This is a genomic window from Rhodococcus sp. D-46, from assembly GCF_011290655.1.
Taxonomy (GTDB): Bacteria; Actinomycetota; Actinomycetes; order Mycobacteriales; family Mycobacteriaceae; genus Rhodococcus_F; species Rhodococcus_F qingshengii.
The window spans coordinates 55,234-70,077 of record NZ_JAANTF010000004.1 but is presented as its reverse complement, the minus strand read 5'-3'; the positions used below and the strand labels follow the sequence as shown (position 1 = coordinate 70,077).

12 protein-coding genes are annotated in these 14,844 nt (G+C 63.5%); 4 read left to right on the top strand and 8 right to left on the bottom strand.

What is annotated here, in order from left to right:
• The first annotated feature begins 59 nt into the window (after window positions 1–59).
• A complete protein-coding gene (locus G9U53_RS11040; protein WP_003943555.1) occupies window positions 60–1,469 on the top strand; it encodes a diguanylate cyclase in 1,410 nt (469 codons plus the stop codon).
• Between the two features lie 5 nt (window positions 1,470–1,474).
• Entirely contained in the window at window positions 1,475–2,074 is a 600-nt protein-coding gene (locus G9U53_RS11035) for a histidine phosphatase family protein (RefSeq protein WP_003943544.1), read from the top strand.
• Here the strand turns inward: G9U53_RS11035 and G9U53_RS11030 are convergent, their stop codons facing one another.
• The 6 genes from G9U53_RS11030 to G9U53_RS11005 form a co-directional block, all read right to left on the bottom strand.
• Window positions 2,075–3,064: an oligopeptide/dipeptide ABC transporter ATP-binding protein gene (locus G9U53_RS11030; RefSeq protein ID WP_003943592.1), complete on the bottom strand. Its 990-nt coding sequence runs from the start codon at window positions 3,062–3,064 to the stop codon at window positions 2,075–2,077. It lies immediately after the preceding gene.
• Window positions 3,064–4,161: an ABC transporter ATP-binding protein gene (locus G9U53_RS11025; protein ID WP_021342346.1), complete on the bottom strand. Its 1,098-nt coding sequence runs from the start codon at window positions 4,159–4,161 to the stop codon at window positions 3,064–3,066. The genes G9U53_RS11030 and G9U53_RS11025 overlap by 1 nt, the downstream gene beginning before the upstream one ends.
• Window positions 4,158–5,252, bottom strand: a complete 1,095-nt coding sequence (locus G9U53_RS11020) for an ABC transporter permease (RefSeq protein ID WP_007735813.1) — start codon at window positions 5,250–5,252, stop codon at window positions 4,158–4,160. The genes G9U53_RS11025 and G9U53_RS11020 overlap by 4 nt, the downstream gene beginning before the upstream one ends.
• A complete protein-coding gene (locus G9U53_RS11015) occupies window positions 5,245–6,201 on the bottom strand; it encodes an ABC transporter permease (protein WP_165638682.1) in 957 nt (318 codons plus the stop codon). The genes G9U53_RS11020 and G9U53_RS11015 overlap by 8 nt, the downstream gene beginning before the upstream one ends.
• A 127-nt stretch (window positions 6,202–6,328) precedes the next feature.
• Window positions 6,329–7,948 (bottom strand): ABC transporter substrate-binding protein, encoded by a 1,620-nt coding sequence (locus G9U53_RS11010; RefSeq protein ID WP_003943605.1) that lies wholly within the window; start codon window positions 7,946–7,948, stop codon window positions 6,329–6,331.
• 182 nt (window positions 7,949–8,130) lie between these two features.
• Window positions 8,131–9,726 (bottom strand): Na+/H+ antiporter, encoded by a 1,596-nt coding sequence (locus G9U53_RS11005; protein WP_116057485.1) that lies wholly within the window; start codon window positions 9,724–9,726, stop codon window positions 8,131–8,133.
• A 26-nt stretch (window positions 9,727–9,752) separates the two neighbouring features.
• Between G9U53_RS11005 and G9U53_RS11000 the strand changes: the two genes are divergently transcribed.
• Window positions 9,753–10,073, top strand: a complete 321-nt coding sequence (locus tag G9U53_RS11000) for a UBP-type zinc finger domain-containing protein (protein ID WP_003943615.1) — start codon at window positions 9,753–9,755, stop codon at window positions 10,071–10,073.
• 292 nt (window positions 10,074–10,365) lie between these two features.
• Entirely contained in the window at window positions 10,366–12,678 is a 2,313-nt protein-coding gene (locus tag G9U53_RS10995; RefSeq protein WP_165638681.1) for a pyruvate dehydrogenase, read from the top strand.
• Window positions 12,679–12,751: 73 nt separating this feature from the next.
• On the opposite strand, the gene G9U53_RS10990 is transcribed toward G9U53_RS10995, so the two are convergent.
• Window positions 12,752–14,371 carry an ABC transporter substrate-binding protein gene (locus G9U53_RS10990; protein WP_042453342.1) on the bottom strand — a complete coding sequence of 540 codons (1,620 nt, stop codon included), beginning with the start codon at window positions 14,369–14,371 and terminating at the stop codon, window positions 12,752–12,754.
• A 174-nt stretch (window positions 14,372–14,545) separates the two neighbouring features.
• Window positions 14,546–14,836, bottom strand: coding sequence for a putative quinol monooxygenase (locus G9U53_RS10985; protein WP_003943546.1), 291 nt, complete (start codon window positions 14,834–14,836; stop codon window positions 14,546–14,548).
• Window positions 14,837–14,844 lie beyond the last annotated feature (8 nt).

Here is a 14,844-nt window from a genome sequence, read left to right as displayed (position 1 = left end):
GACAGTAGCCGGATCATTGCTAGTCTCGGACAGCTTCTGCTTTCTACGACAGGCTGACCATGGACCGTTCGACACGTCGGGTGCGCTCGTGCCTGATTTTCGTGGCGATCCTCGTTGTCGCCCTGGCGGGCATCGCCGCCCGTCCGCCCGGTTTTCTGTCGACCTTCTGGCCCGCCAACGCGATCCTTCTGGGCATTCTCCTCCGTAACCCGCGCTCGTTTGCGCCGATCGGACTCGCTGTCGGCGGCGCAGCGCTGCTGACTGCGGATCTTGCGACCGGAAGCCCCGTGCAGAGGGCCTTCGAACTGAATGCGATCAATCTGGTCGGCGTCACGACAGGATTGATCGCCGCGAACTTGCTCGGCTGCTTTCCACGGCGAATCTCCGAGACGAAGTACACGGCCAGAATCTTCCTCATCTCGGTTCTGGCATCGTTCACGGCCGGGTCCGCCAGCGCACTTCGCACTCAACTCCACGAAGGAAGCGGTGCGGCAACGGAATTGGTGGGGTGGTTCTTCGCCGACCTGTGTACGTATCTGATCGTGCTGCCGATCGTTCTGTCGGCACCGACGCTCGAACACATTCGAAGAACCTGCGGGCCGTCCGTGCGGCAGAGTCTGCGCTTGAGGCGGCTCGCACAGATCCTGGCACCTCTGGCCGCTCTCCTGGCCTGTCTGCCACTCGCCCTGGAGGTCCAGGGAGCCCTTGCGCTGCTGCTGCCGATGCCGGCGCTCCTGTGGTGCGCAATGCGTGTCTCACTGTTCAGCACTTCGCTCCTGGCAGCCGGATGGAGCGCGTGGGCACTGGTCATGGCGGGTAAGGGACGCCTGGCACTGGCAGATCCGGTGCACCTACTCAGTGAGGGGGTGACCACCCGGATCTCCGTCATCTTGATGGCACTCTCCCCCATCGCCGTAGCCGTCGCCACTGGCGCACAGCGGCGCGCTGAGCGAGAACTCCAACGCATCGCCGAATGCGACGCCCTCACCGGAACGCTGAGTCGCCACGCGTTCTGGACCCAATCGCAGGAACTCCTCGACGCCCAGCACGCGGCACAACGACCGATCGCCGTCATGATGCTCGATCTCGACCACTTCAAATCGATCAACGACAACCTCGGCCACCTCACCGGCGATTCGGTCCTCGAACAGTTCGGAAACACCCTCCTCGCCGCTACCGAAGGGCTGGGACTCTCCGGCCGACTGGGTGGTGAGGAATTTGCCGTCGCCGCCGCCGACTGCACCTTCGAAGAAGCCATCCAGCTCGCGGAGCGCATCAGAGAGGCGCAAGAGGCCCACGCGCGATCCATTCGCGGTTTCGCGGGAACGGTCAGTATCGGCGTCGCCTGGGCCGATCGCGCGATGCCGGGCATGGAGACCCTGCTCGATATCGCCGACAACGCGATGTACCAGGCAAAACGCGACGGCCGAAACCTCGTGGTGGCGTTCGATCTCTACATGGCAAGGTGACGTAGGTGCAACTACTCCTGATCCGACACGCGCTCCCCGAACTGGCCGAGGTCACCGAAGGCCGCGCAGATCCCTCGCTGACCGACGAAGGTCGTGCCCAGGCACTACGGCTGCCCGCAGCCCTGGCGCCGTACCGGATCACCGGACTCTTCAGCAGCCCGCAGAAGCGCGCACTCGAGACCGCAGCCCCGGTAGCGCAGATATTGGGCCTTCCGGTCACCCAGCGCGAGGGTCTGGCGGAATACGACTACGAGCAGCCGCACTACATCCCGATGCACGAGGTCCTGGAGCGGGCGCCGGAAACCTATGCGCGCATCAAAGCCGGCTGGCTCCCCGAGTCGGTGGACGGCGACGCCTTTCGTGCGCGAGTCCTCGGTGCGATCGACGAGATAGTCGCGGCAACGGACAACGACGCCACCGTGGCGATCTTCTGCCACGGCGGCGTCGTCAACATCGTTCTGCAGGAACTGCTCGGACTGGAGCGCCCGTTGACCTTCCCGATCGAGTACGTGTCCGTCACGCGCATTCTCGTGTCACGAAACGGAAGCCGCAGGGTCGGGTCGATCAACGAAACCGGTCACGTACGCAACATGCTTCGCGTGTAGTCACACGTTGTGGCACGCCACCTGATGGCCGCCCTCGACGAGACGCAGCTCGGGAACTTCCTCGGCGCAGAGATCAGTAGCCAGCGGGCACCGCGTGCGGAAGCGGCAGCCACTGGGCGGATTGAGCGGCGAGGGCAGTTCGATGACCTTCTGCTCGACGTTCTGCGCCGCAGTGACGGTGGCGTCGGGATCGGGAATCGACGCCAGCAGTAGCTGCGTGTACGGGTGCAGCGCGCGGTTCTGCATGTCTTCTGCGGGAACGATTTCGCAGACGCGGCCCAAGTACATGATCATCACGCGGTCACTGATGTTCTTCACGACGGCCATGTTGTGCGCAATGAACAGCAGCGACAGCCCGTGACGCTTCTTCGCGTCCTCGAGCAGGTTCAGAATCTGCGCCTGCACGGAGACGTCGAGACTCGAGACCGGCTCGTCACAGATCAGGACCTTGGGGTCAAGCATCAATGCGCGGGCGATGCACACGCGCTGACACTGACCACCCGAGAGTTCGCGTGGGGTTCGATCCCACACCATGTCCGGGTCCAGCCCGACCTCGGCAAGAACCTCGCGCGCCCGAGCTTCGATGGCAGCCTTGTCTTTTCCACCCCAGATCGACGGACCTTCGGTGATGAGAGCCTTGACCTTGCGACGGGGATTCAGGGAGGAGATGGGATCCTGAAAGATCATCTGCAACTGAGTGCGGCTGCGACGCAATTCTTCCGCGCCCAGTGCCGTCATTTCCGTCTCTCCGAGGCGGATCGAGCCCGACGTCGGTGAGGGCAACTGCATGATCGCCCGGCCCGCCGTGGACTTGCCACAGCCGGATTCACCGACCACGCCCAAGGTTTCGCCCGGAGCGACGGTGAAACTGATTCCGGACACGGCGTGAACGGTCTGGCCCTTGCCGACGTTGAATTCGACGACCAAGTCCTCGACCGTCAGGGCCGCGTCCACCGTCTCGGGCTTCCTGGTATCGGTTGCTGCAGTCATCAGACCATCTCCTTCACCGCGAGCGTCAGGCCCGCTGCGGTAGTGCCGGCCTTCTCGTTGGCGACCAATGCCGTTGTGCCTTCAGGGGTGTCGACCGGGTAGTGGCACGCGAACGTGTGGCTTTCGGTTGTGTTGTCCCCCGGGCCGCCGGGAGCCAGGGCCGGGTCGCCGGTCAGGCAGTCGTCCTGGGCGTACCGGCAGCGAGCGGCGAAGCGGCAACCGGTGATCGGCTTCGTCATGTCCGGGAGCCCACCCGGAATTGTTTGCAGCACTGTGTGCGTCGGTGATTCGAGTCGCGGAATCGCAGCCATCAACGCTTCGGTGTACGGGTGGCGAGGACGAGTGAACAACTCTTCGGTCGCCGACGTTTCCACGACGGAACCGGCGTACATGACAGCGACGCGATCCGATCGACCCGAGACCACACCGAGGTCGTGGCTGATCAGGATGACGGCCATGTTGAGCTTGTCGTTGAGTGAGGCGAGCAGATCGAGAATCTGCTTCTGCACCGTCACGTCGAGAGCGGTGGTCGGCTCGTCCGCGATCAGCAGTTTCGGCTCGCAGGCCAGGGCCATCGCGATGACCACGCGCTGTCGCATACCGCCCGAAAGTTCGTGGGGGTACTGGTCGAGCCGACGCTTGGGCTCGGGGATACCCACCATCGACAAGAGTTCCGCTGCGCGATCGCGGGCCGCGTCCTTCTTCAGACCCAGGTGGAACTTCAAGGATTCGGTGATGTGGGTACCGATGCGCTTGAACGGATTGAGCGAGGTCATCGGATCCTGGAAGACCATGGCGATCTCGGGTCCCCAGAAGTGCTTCATCTCCGACTTCTTCATCGTCGACATGTCGCGGCCGGCAAACGTCACCGTCCCGCTGATGTCGAGAGCCGGACCCTTCTGGAGCAGTCCCATGATGGTGCGCCCGAGAACCGACTTGCCGGAACCGGATTCACCCACGATGCCGAGAGTTTCGCCGGCGGAGACGTGGATCGAGACACCGTCGACTGCTCGCAACTGGCCACGGGGAGTGGCGAATACGGTTCTGATGTTGTCCGCCTGCAGCAGCGGAACGCCGTGCTGAGCTGAAGTGGTCACAGCTTACTCCGATACTTCTCGCCGATGAGGTTGAAGGAGAACACCGTCAGGAAGAGGAAGACGCCTGGTACCAGGACGATGAACGGATGCTTCTCCACGATCCCGCCCTGACCTTCCGCAATCATGTTGCCCCAGGTCGGATCAGGTTGTGCGATACCGAGTCCGAGGAAGCTCAGTGATGCTTCCGCGACGATCAGGCCGGAGACGGCCACCAGTCCGAGCGCGGCGACGGGAACGAGGACGTTGGGAACCAGCTCGCGCCAGATGACGCGCCATTTGGTGGCGCCCATGGCTCTCGCGGCAAGCACGAACTCGCGTTGGGCGACGACGATGGTGTTTGCCCTGGCGATTCGAACCATGCTGGGAATGCAGAGAATCGACAGTGCGAGGGTGATGTTGCGCAGGTTCGACGTGAGCACCGCGGCCAGTGCGATGAGCAGCACCAGAGAAGGAATGGCCAGCAGCGAGTTGGTCAGGATTCCGACGACTGCGTCGACCTTGCCGCGGAAGTAACCGGCCATGACGCCGATGGTGCCACCGATGATCATGCCGATCAGCACGGCGCAGATGGCGACAGTCAAGGAAGCGCGCGCACCGAACAGGGCGCGGGCGAGGAGGTCGAGACCGAAGTTGTTGGTACCCAACGGATGATCGGAGAGCAGGCTCGGCGAGGCGAAGCCCGGCTCGGCCAAGGTCTTGACCGTGTCCTTGTACTCACCGAGCGGCAGCAGCGGCGCGAAGATCGCGGCCAGGATCAGCGCGACCAGCCAGATGCACGCCAACCAGTACGAGAGATCGAACTGACTGCCCCACTTGGACGTACCGAGTTTGCCGAGACCCTTGAAGAGGAAAACCAGGGCAACGAGCGCGAGCACGATGCGGACGGTCATCATGATCGCTGAACCGAAGAGTGCGGTGCCGAGCAGCGCAACGCCGACCACTGTGAGAATCGATCCGATCAGGACCAGATTCTTGGGCTGTTCCAGCGTTTCGACGGGACCGGGAGCCAGCAGGACTGTCTGCTGCCGGTATGTCATCACCTCGGACGGGGCCGGCGACGGGGCCGCTCCGTCTGGCGTCACTTCAGACATGGACACGACGACTCCTCGGGTCAAGATAGGTGTACAGAACATCGATCGCACTGTTGACGAGGACGTAGATGACCGCGATCACGACCACCGCGCCGAGCAGCATCGGCGAATCACCCTGCTGCGCTGCGCGGACGATGAGCGTGCCCATTCCGGGCAGCGAGAACAGCGTCTCGACGATCACGGTGCTGCCGATCATGCCGCCGAGAGCCAGACCCATCATCGTGATGAGCGAGAACGACGACGGGCGGAGCGCGTCACTGAAAAGCACTCGCAGCGTGGGCATTCCCTTGGCCTTCGACGCGAGGATGTAATCCTCACGGAGCGTCGTCACCAGGTCGGATCGGAGAACGCGAGTGAACATCGCCATCTCGAGGAGGCTGATGGTGATCGCGGGAAGTATTGCGTGTGAGAGGTTTCCGGAGAGGCTGTCGCCGATGCGCACCCACTGTGATCGCGGGAACCAGCCGAGCCAGTTGACGGTGACCATGATCAGCAACAGACCGGCGAGGAAGCTCGGGACGGAAAGAACACCGAACGTCGCGGCGCTGATGACGCGGTCGATGACGCCGCCTTCGTGGTGCGCCGACCAGAGTGCGAGCGGAACTGCGACGACGAGTGCGATGACCAGACCCATCACTGCCAACTGAACGCTGACGGGGAGAGCGGAACTGATCGCGGTGAGGACGTCCTGCTGCGGGGGAACGAGCGAGTTGCCGAGGTCGCCCTGGAGAGCGCTGGTCAGCCAGTCCCAATAGCGAACCAGGAGTGGATCGTTGAGTCCGAGCTGCTGCCGAACTTCCTCGTACTCGGCAGGCGTTCGGCCTTCACCGAGAACGGAGACAGCGGGATCGCCGGGGATCAGTGATGCCAGCACGAAGGTTCCGAAGCTGACGATCAGGATCACAATGACGAGCTGGCCCAATTTCCTACCTATTGCGCCGATGTTCATCGATTTCGTCTCCTTCGGACAGCGAGCTCGCAATACACAGCAGTTCCTCTGATTTCATTTCTTCGTTCGCAGCCGGCCCCGATCCGCTGCAATACGGGCGCGGGGCCGGCTGTGAACTTCAGGCTCTCTAGGACTTCCAAGCTCCGTCGAAGAGCACGATTCCGTCGAGGCTCTGCTCGAGTCCGTGAACGTTCTGGTTCCACACGTCGAGTGCGGCGACGTTGCCCCACACCTGCCACGGGACGGTCTCGTTGGCGCGTTCCTGGATCTGTGCCAGGACTGCCTTCTTGTCCTCGTCGGTGGTTGCGACGCCCAACTTGTCCAGGAGAGCATCCATTTCGGCGTCGGAGTAGCCGGTCGCGTTGTTACGGCCACCGGACTTGATGCCCGTGTACAGACGCTCGTAGGGATCGGCCTCGGCGAGGCTCAGTGCTGCGGTGCTCATGTCGTAGTCGTGATCGGCGTACATCCGCTTGACCAGATCACCTGCACCGGTGACGTATTCGATCTGAGCGTCGAAGCCGACTGCGTTGAGCATCGCCTGGATGGCCAGAGCCGTTGCCTGTGCGGACGGTTCCTGAATGGAGAGGAAGGTGATCTTTCCGTCGTAGCCGTCGGCCTTGGCCTGATCGAGCAGTTCCTTCGCCTTGGCGGGATCGACGCCGATCGGTGCGACGTCGTTGTGCCAGCGCGAGGTGTCCTGGAAGATCTCCTGGCCGGGCAGTCCCTTGCCGTTGTTGACGCGGGTGTTGAGCGTCTCCGGATCGACGGCCAGCGCCATCGCCTGGCGGACACGGACATCCGAGCCCGGGCGGCCCGGGGCCATGTTCACGTTGGCGATGTAACCGAGCGACGGGATGTCGACGAAGCCGGGGTAACCCGACTCGATCAGATCCAGGATCGGGGTGAGCGTACGCATGTACGCGGCGTCGATGCCGCCCGTCTTGAGTGCTTCGGCGGTGGGCTGAGCTCCGACGATGCTGATCAGCTTGAGCTTGTCGATGTTCGGTGCGCCGTCGTAGTAGTCGGGGCGAGCAGCCAACAGCAGTTCCTCGTTGGGAGCGAACTTCTCGAGGGTGAAGGCGCCGGCGCCGATCGGGGTGAACTGGTCACCCTGCTGGGCGCTCGGGGCGACGATCATGCCGGGTCCGGTGGCGAGCATCGACTGGATGCCTGTCCACGGATCAACGAGGTTGAAGACTACGGTCGTCGCGTCGGGGGTGTCGATCGAGGCAACCTTGGAAGCCCACAGGCTCGACTGAGGTCCCTTGTTGGTGACGTAGCGGTTGATGCTGTCGGCGACGGCCTTCGAGTCGAGAGCTGTACCATCGCTGAACTTCACACCGTCGCGGAGCTTCAGCGTCCAGGTCTTGCTGTCCGAACTCGCTTCGAGCGACTGAGCGAGCTTGGGCTCGAACTTCTGCCCGATGGGGTCGTAACGCATGAGCACGTCGTAGATGGCGCTGAGCTCGCTGCCACCGGTGGCGCCGGCAACCTGAGCCTTCGCGGGATCGAGAGTCGTGACCGCCGAGTAACCGCTGAACGTCAGCGTGCCGCCCTTGGTGGGAGTGCCGGGATCGGCCTGCTCGTTGACCATGCCGATCTTCAGCGAGGAACCGGAATCAGCGGATTCGCCGCCGCCATTGCTCGAGCCGTTGTCGGCGCACGACGCCAGGAACATACTTGCGGTGATCGCCAGCGCAGCCGCAGCCAATCTGCGACTTCCGCGGCGGGAACTACGACTCATTCGAATGCCTCCAAGGCGGGGTAAGACCGTGACGTGATGTTGAACACGAAACAGTCTGTGATGGGAGGCACAGAAAATTGGATCGAGTCTCGCTCAGTGGAATCGGTTAAGTTGCAGGCCTCAACAGTCAGGTAAACCGACCCTGGCCAGCGGTTACCTTCGTGGACAGCAGACCAGCCGGTCTAGTCCCGGTCGAGCGTCGCTTCCTCGAGATCGAGCTCGCGAAGTACCTTCCGGAGGACCTCGTCGTCGATCCGGCCGGCATCGCGTTCGGCGATGAAGACGTCTCGCTCGGCATCGATCATCTCGAGGCGCAGCGAGCGGAAGGCGTTCGACGGGCTCTCCCCCAGATCCTCGTCGCTGCGTCCCAGTCGCTCCCACGCCGAGTTCGCGCGGTGGGTGTTCCAGCTTCGCAAGATGTCCGCGGCACGATTGCGGACCTGAGGGACGTCGTCGGCGTCGGCTCCGACCAACTCGTCCAGCCGCGCCGCAGCGGCCCGTGCAGCCTTGTCCTGAGCGGCCGCCTCGGCGCGGGCGTCGGACTGCTCTTCGTCCCCCTGCACGCCGAGGACACGGATCACCCACGGCAACGTCAGGCCGTGCAGCAACAGCGTGCCGACCACGACGACAAACGTCAGGAACAGGATCAGCGACCGCCCCGGGAAGTCCTCCCCACTGTTGACCGTCAGCGGAATGGCGAAGGCAGCTGCCAGCGACACGACCCCTCGCATACCGGCCCACGACACGACGAACACCGCCCGCGCCGAAATCTCCGGCTCCCTCGCTCGAATACGCGGCGACAGCCAGCGCGGTACGTACGTGAACGGGAACACCCAGGCGATTCGGACCACCACGACGGTCACGAGAACGGCAACCGACGCCCAGACGACGATCGAAGTGCTGTACCCCTGCAATCCGTTGACGACACTGGGCAATTGGAGACCGATCAACAGGAAGACGAACGACTCCAGGATCAGGTCGACGGCCCTCCACACTGCCGTGTCCTGCAAACGCGTCGCATAACTCGCGCGAGTGGAGCGCTGGCCGAGGAACAATCCGGCTACGACGACCGCGATGACGCCCGACGCGTGGACCTCTTCCGCAGCGAGGTAGGTAAAGAACGGCACCACCAATCCGATTCCGCTCTCCATCACCGGATCCTGGAGCTTGCCGCGAACCTTCGAGATGACGAACCCCACCGCGAGGCCGATCACCGTTCCACCGACCGCCGCGACGAGGAAGGTCTCGAAGCCGCCGATCAGCGTCGCACCCGTACCGACGGCAGCCGCGAGAGCGACCTTGTACGCCGTCAGAGCGGTGGCGTCGTTGAGCAGGCTCTCCCCGCCCAGCAGGGTCATGATTCGGCGCGGCAGGCCGAGCTTGCGTCCGATTGCGCTCGCGGACACCGCGTCCGGCGGCGCCACGATCGCGCCGAGAACCAGAGCAGCCGCTATCGAGAACTCCGGCACGATCAGGTAGGCGACAAAGCCCACCGCAGCCGTCGTCGCCAGGGGAAGCCCCACCGCGAGAAATCCGATCGGACGCAGATTCGAGCGCAAAGCCAGGTATGAACTGTCCAGTGCTGCCGAGTACAGAAGTGGAGGCAACACGACGAACAGGACGAGGTCGGGATCGAGTTCCAATTCCGGAACACCCGGTATCTGACAGGCGATCAAACCGACCAGGACGAGGATCAGCGGCGAAGACAGCCCGAACCTTCGCGCGACCGCCGCCACCAGCAACGCCGCTACTACAACCCCCAGTAATATGCCGTTCACCCTGGCAGCATGCAGTATGGAAGGCGATGAAGAAAATCCTGAAGCGAGCAGCAGCTCGCACACAGCAGCCCGCACCCGCTCCCACCGGTTGCGAGGAACTAACCAATGCGCCCGAAACGGACCCGGCGGCGCTTACGCCCGGCGTCTGCCAGGAGTGCGCCGAGTTGGGCGAGGATAACTGGTCTCACCTGCGCATGTGCCTGTCCTGCGGCCACGTCGGATGCTGCGATTCCAGCCCTCATCAGCACGCCACCAACCACTACCGCGAAACCGGGCACCCGGTCATGCGCTCACACGAGCCCGGCGAATCCTGGCGCTGGTGCTACGTCCACGACCTGATGGACTGACCGCGCGCGACTGGCGGTGCACTGCGCATAGTGCCCACCTGTCACGGCGCACAGCCCTCGGTGTTGCGCACATTGCTCAATCCACCGGGTAGCTATTGCTCAATCTGTATGCCGATGATGGACTTTGACGCAGAATCTGCACAACAGATCGACAGGTGCGGCTGGACTTTGCCGCACCGAACGGTTCGGCCTCAGGAAGTCCTGCCAAACATCACAACCACATCGTCGGCCCCACGATCTGGGGTACAGGCGGTGCGGTGATCGATGTCCACTACTGAAGGCAGGACCGGCCGTGAACAGCCCCAACATCGACCAGAACGCTCCCGAGTCACTGGCGGAGATCGAGAAGCGCGTTCTGTGGTTGTCGACCGCGATGATCCATCACGCCAACCGTGTCCGTCCGAATCCCAGCGGGCTCAAGGTCGGCGGCCATCAGGCCTCGTGCGCGTCGATGGTCTCGATCATGACGTCCCTGTGGTTCGGCCAACTTCGTTCCGGCGACCGGGTTTCCGTCAAGCCGCATGCGGCGCCGGTGCTCCACGGCATCAACTATCTGCTCGGCGAACTCGACGAGTCCTACCTGACGACTCTGCGCGAATTCGGGGGCCTGCAGAGCTACCCGAGTCGATCGAAAGATCCTGATCCGGTGGATTATTCGACCGGTTCGGTGGGTATCGGCGCGACGGCTCCCATCTGGGGCGCCATCGCTCGCCGATACGTCGACGCCTCCCTCGGCGGCGCCGGAACCGGGCGTCAGTACTCCCTGGTCGGTGACGCCGAACTCGACGAGGGCGCGGTGTGGGAAGCAGTTCTCGATCATTCGGTTGCCGAACTGGGTGAGATCGTGTGGATAGTCGACCTCAACCGCCAATCACTCGACCGGGTGGTGCCGAACATCGCGGCAACCCGCCTGGAGCGCATGTTCTCGGGTGCCGGCTGGCAGGTCATCACCGTGAAGTTCGGTGCGCTGCTGGAATCACTGTTCACCCGGCCGGGCGGCACCGCGTTGCGCGAACGAATCCTGGACATGCCGAATCCGGAGTACCAGCGCCTGCTGCGATGCACGGCCGACGAGGTACGTCTGAGACTGCCCGGCGACGCGGCGGACGCCGACGCGATCACGGCGCTGATCGACGACCTCGACGACGCCACGGTGCTCGAGGCCATCCGCAATCTCGGTGGCCACGACCTCGACGCTCTGCGAGAGGCGTACGCACAGATCGACGACACCCGTCCCACCGTGATCATCGCGTACACGATCAAGGGTCGGGGTCTGCCGACGCAGGGTCATCCGCAGAACCACTCGTCGCTGCTCACCGCCGAGCAGTTCGAGCACCTGGCGGCGGAACTCGGCATGGATCCGTCGAAGCCCTGGGAACGGTTCGAGACCGACAGCCCGTCCGGCCGCATCTGCGCCGAAACCGCTGGGCGCCTGACTCGCCCGAAGGTGGAGCATCTGGTGCCCCCGGCAGTTCCGAAAGACATCGGCCGTACGCCCTCCGGCACGTCCACCACTCAGGCAGCTCTCGGCCGGGTACTACTCGACCTCAGCCGCGAAGCGCCGGACGCCGCGAAACGTGTTGTCACACTGAGCCCGGACGTCAGTTCCACCACCAACCTCGCAGGCTGGCTGAACAAGGTCGGGGTCTGGTCCCCCGACGAGCGGCACAACTGGTTTGCCGACGACGCCGAAACGATCATGCACTGGCGTGAGAAGCCCACCGGTCAGCACATGGAACTCGGTATCGCCGAGACCAACCTGGTCGGACTGATGGGCGAACTCGGTGCAACCTGGAGTCGTTGGGGCCAGCCACTCTTCCCTATCGGCGTGATGTACGACCCCTTCATCGAGCGGGCTCTCGAACCGTGGTCGTACGGCATCTACGCCGGTGGACAGTCGATCATGGTCGGCACTCCGTCGGGCGTCACCTTGGCCGCCGAAGGTGGTGCGCACCAGTCGATCAAGACCCCGTCCATCGGACTGGAACAGCCGGGTTGCACCAGTTTCGAACCGGCATTCGCCGTCGACGTGGAGTGGACGCTCCTCGACAGCATCGGACGCCTGGGCCGACCAGACGGCAGCTCGTCGTACCTGCGCCTGTCGACCCGTCCGGTCGATCAGGCCCTGGCCGCGGTACCGACCGATCCGGCTGCGCGAGAACGCCGTCGACGTCAGGTGGTGGCCGGCGCGTACACACTGCGGCACAACCCTGATCCGGCCGTCACCCTGGTCGGCATGGGTGCCACTGTCACCGAAACACTGGTCGCAGCCGAAAGACTGGGCGAGCAGGGCATTTCCGCCGACGTCGTCTGCGTGACCAGCCCCGGCTTGCTCTTCGAAGCACTCCAGTCTCGGCGCGGTCTCGCGGACGGTCCGTCGTGGATCCTGGATCAGGTCTTTCCGAGTAGCCGGTCCGCGCCGATGGTGACCGTTCTCGACGGGCACCCGCACACCCTCGCGTTCCTGACGGGAATCAACAACGTTCCGGGTGCTGCGCTCGGAGTGAGCCGGTTCGGTCAGGTCGGTTCGCTCGAGGACGTCTACCGAAACCACGGCCTCGACTCCGACAGCATCGTCCGCGCTGCCCTCGATCTCACTTCTTGATCTATCCCACTCTCTGATGCCGAGAAGCGTCCCCGCAGGGACGCTTCTCGGGTCCATTCAGTCATTCAGGTGTCTAGTTCTTCCAGGCCTTGTCGAAGAACATGATTCCGTCCAGGCTCTGCTGAATGCCGTGGACGTTCTGTCCCCACACACCGAGCCACGGGGTGTTGCCGTAAACCTGCCACGGCACAACCTCATTGGCGCGCTCCTGGATCTTGGCGAGCACCTCGATCTTCGAGTCGGTCGACGTCGCGACACCCAATTGATCGAGCAGCGTATCCATCTCGGGGTCGGAGAAGCTCGTGGCGTTGTTTCGTCCACCCGACTTGAGATTGGAGTACAGACGCTCGAAAGGATCGGCTTCCGCGAGGCTGGCGGAACCTGTTGCCATGTCGAAGTCGCGGTCGGCGTACAAACGCTTGACGACGTCGGCAACCGAGTTGACGTACTCGATCTGGAAATCGAATCCGACGGCGTTGGCCATCGACTGCAGTGCGAGAGCCATCGCCTGCGCCGAATTCTCCTGCAGCGTCAGGTATGTGATCTTGCCGTCGTAACCGTCAGCCTTGGCCTCGTCGAGAAGCTGCTTCGCCTTGGCGGTGTCGACGCCGATCGGAGCGACGTCGTTATGCCAGCGGGAGGTGTCCTGGAAGATGACCTGTCCGGGCAGACCCTTGCCCTCGTTGAGTCGGTTGTCGAGTGCGACGGGATCGGTTGCGAGCGCCAATGCCTGACGGATGCGCACGTCGGCACCGGGACGACCGGGTGCCGTGTTGACGAGCGAGAGGTACGACAGCGACGGAATGTCGACGAAGCCCGGGTAGCCGGAGTCGATCAGATCCAGCACGTTCGGTAGCGAACGCATGTATGCGACGTCCGTGCCGCCGCTCTTGAGCGATTCGGTGGTGGACTGCGAACCGACAATGCTGATCAACCGCAGCTTGTCCACGTTCGGGGCACCGTCGAAGTAGTCCTCCCGAGCGTCGAGGATCAATTCCTCGTTGGGAGCGAACTTCTCGAGGGTGAAGGCACCCGCGCCGATCGGGGTGAACTGATCACCTTGCTGGGCGCTCGGCGCGACGATCATGCCGGGGCCCGTCGAGAGCAGTGACTCGATACCGGTCCACGGGTCGACGAGATTGAAGACGACCGTCGACGGATCCGGAGTGTCTACCGACGCGACCTTCGACGCGTACAGACTCGACTGCGGTCCCTTGTTGGTGACGTAGCGATTGAGGCTCGCCGAGACGGCCGCCGAATCCACCGGCGTCCCGTCGCTGAACTTCACACCGTCACGCAGTTCGAGGGTCCACGTCTTGAAGTCGGAACTCGGCTCCATCGACTCTGCGAGCTTCGGAACGAATTCCTTGGACGCCGGGTCGTACCGCAGGAGCGTGTCGTAGATCGCGCCCAACTCCGAACCGGCGACCGAACCGGCGATCTGAGTCTTCGCCGGATCGAGATTGGTGACGGCGGAGTACCCGCTGAACGTGAGGGTGCCGCCCTTGACCGGATCGCCCTCGCCGGACTGCTCGTTGACCGGGCCGATGGACAATCCCGAACCGGAGTCCGGTGCGTCGCCGCTCCCACCCCCGTTCCCGCTGTCAGCGCACGACGAGACGAACAGGCCGGCGGAGACTGCCAGCGCGACGGCGGCAACCTTGCGGTGACCGCGCCGAGAACTGCGACTCATTCAAAACCTCCAGGTCAGAAACTGTGATGTGAAGCATTGTCGAGACAGTTTGTGACTTAAGGCACAGGTATTAGTCGCAGGTCCCGCTCAGTGGAATGAAGCGCGACGATTGGTCAGTTTTCGAGCGACATTCGCAGGTCAGACCCTTAGCGAAGGTCAGGAATTCATTCTGATTCAGGCGCCTTTCAACGGATGAATCGCCGGAGCGCCGTCGAGAAGTGGTCCGGCAGCGGCCAGCGCGGCCTGTAGATGCGGGGACTGCATGTGAGCGTCCAACTCCTCCTGCCCGCGCCAAGTTTCGATCGTGACGAACGTGCCGGGCGCAGCCGCTGACTCGAACAACTCGTACGACACACAGCCGTCCTCGGACCGACTCGCCTCCGCGAGAGTTGTCAGAGCCGATCGGACGTCGTCCTCGGAACCGGACTTGGCCGGGATGGTTGCAACTACACGAAGCTCGCTCATCGGATACC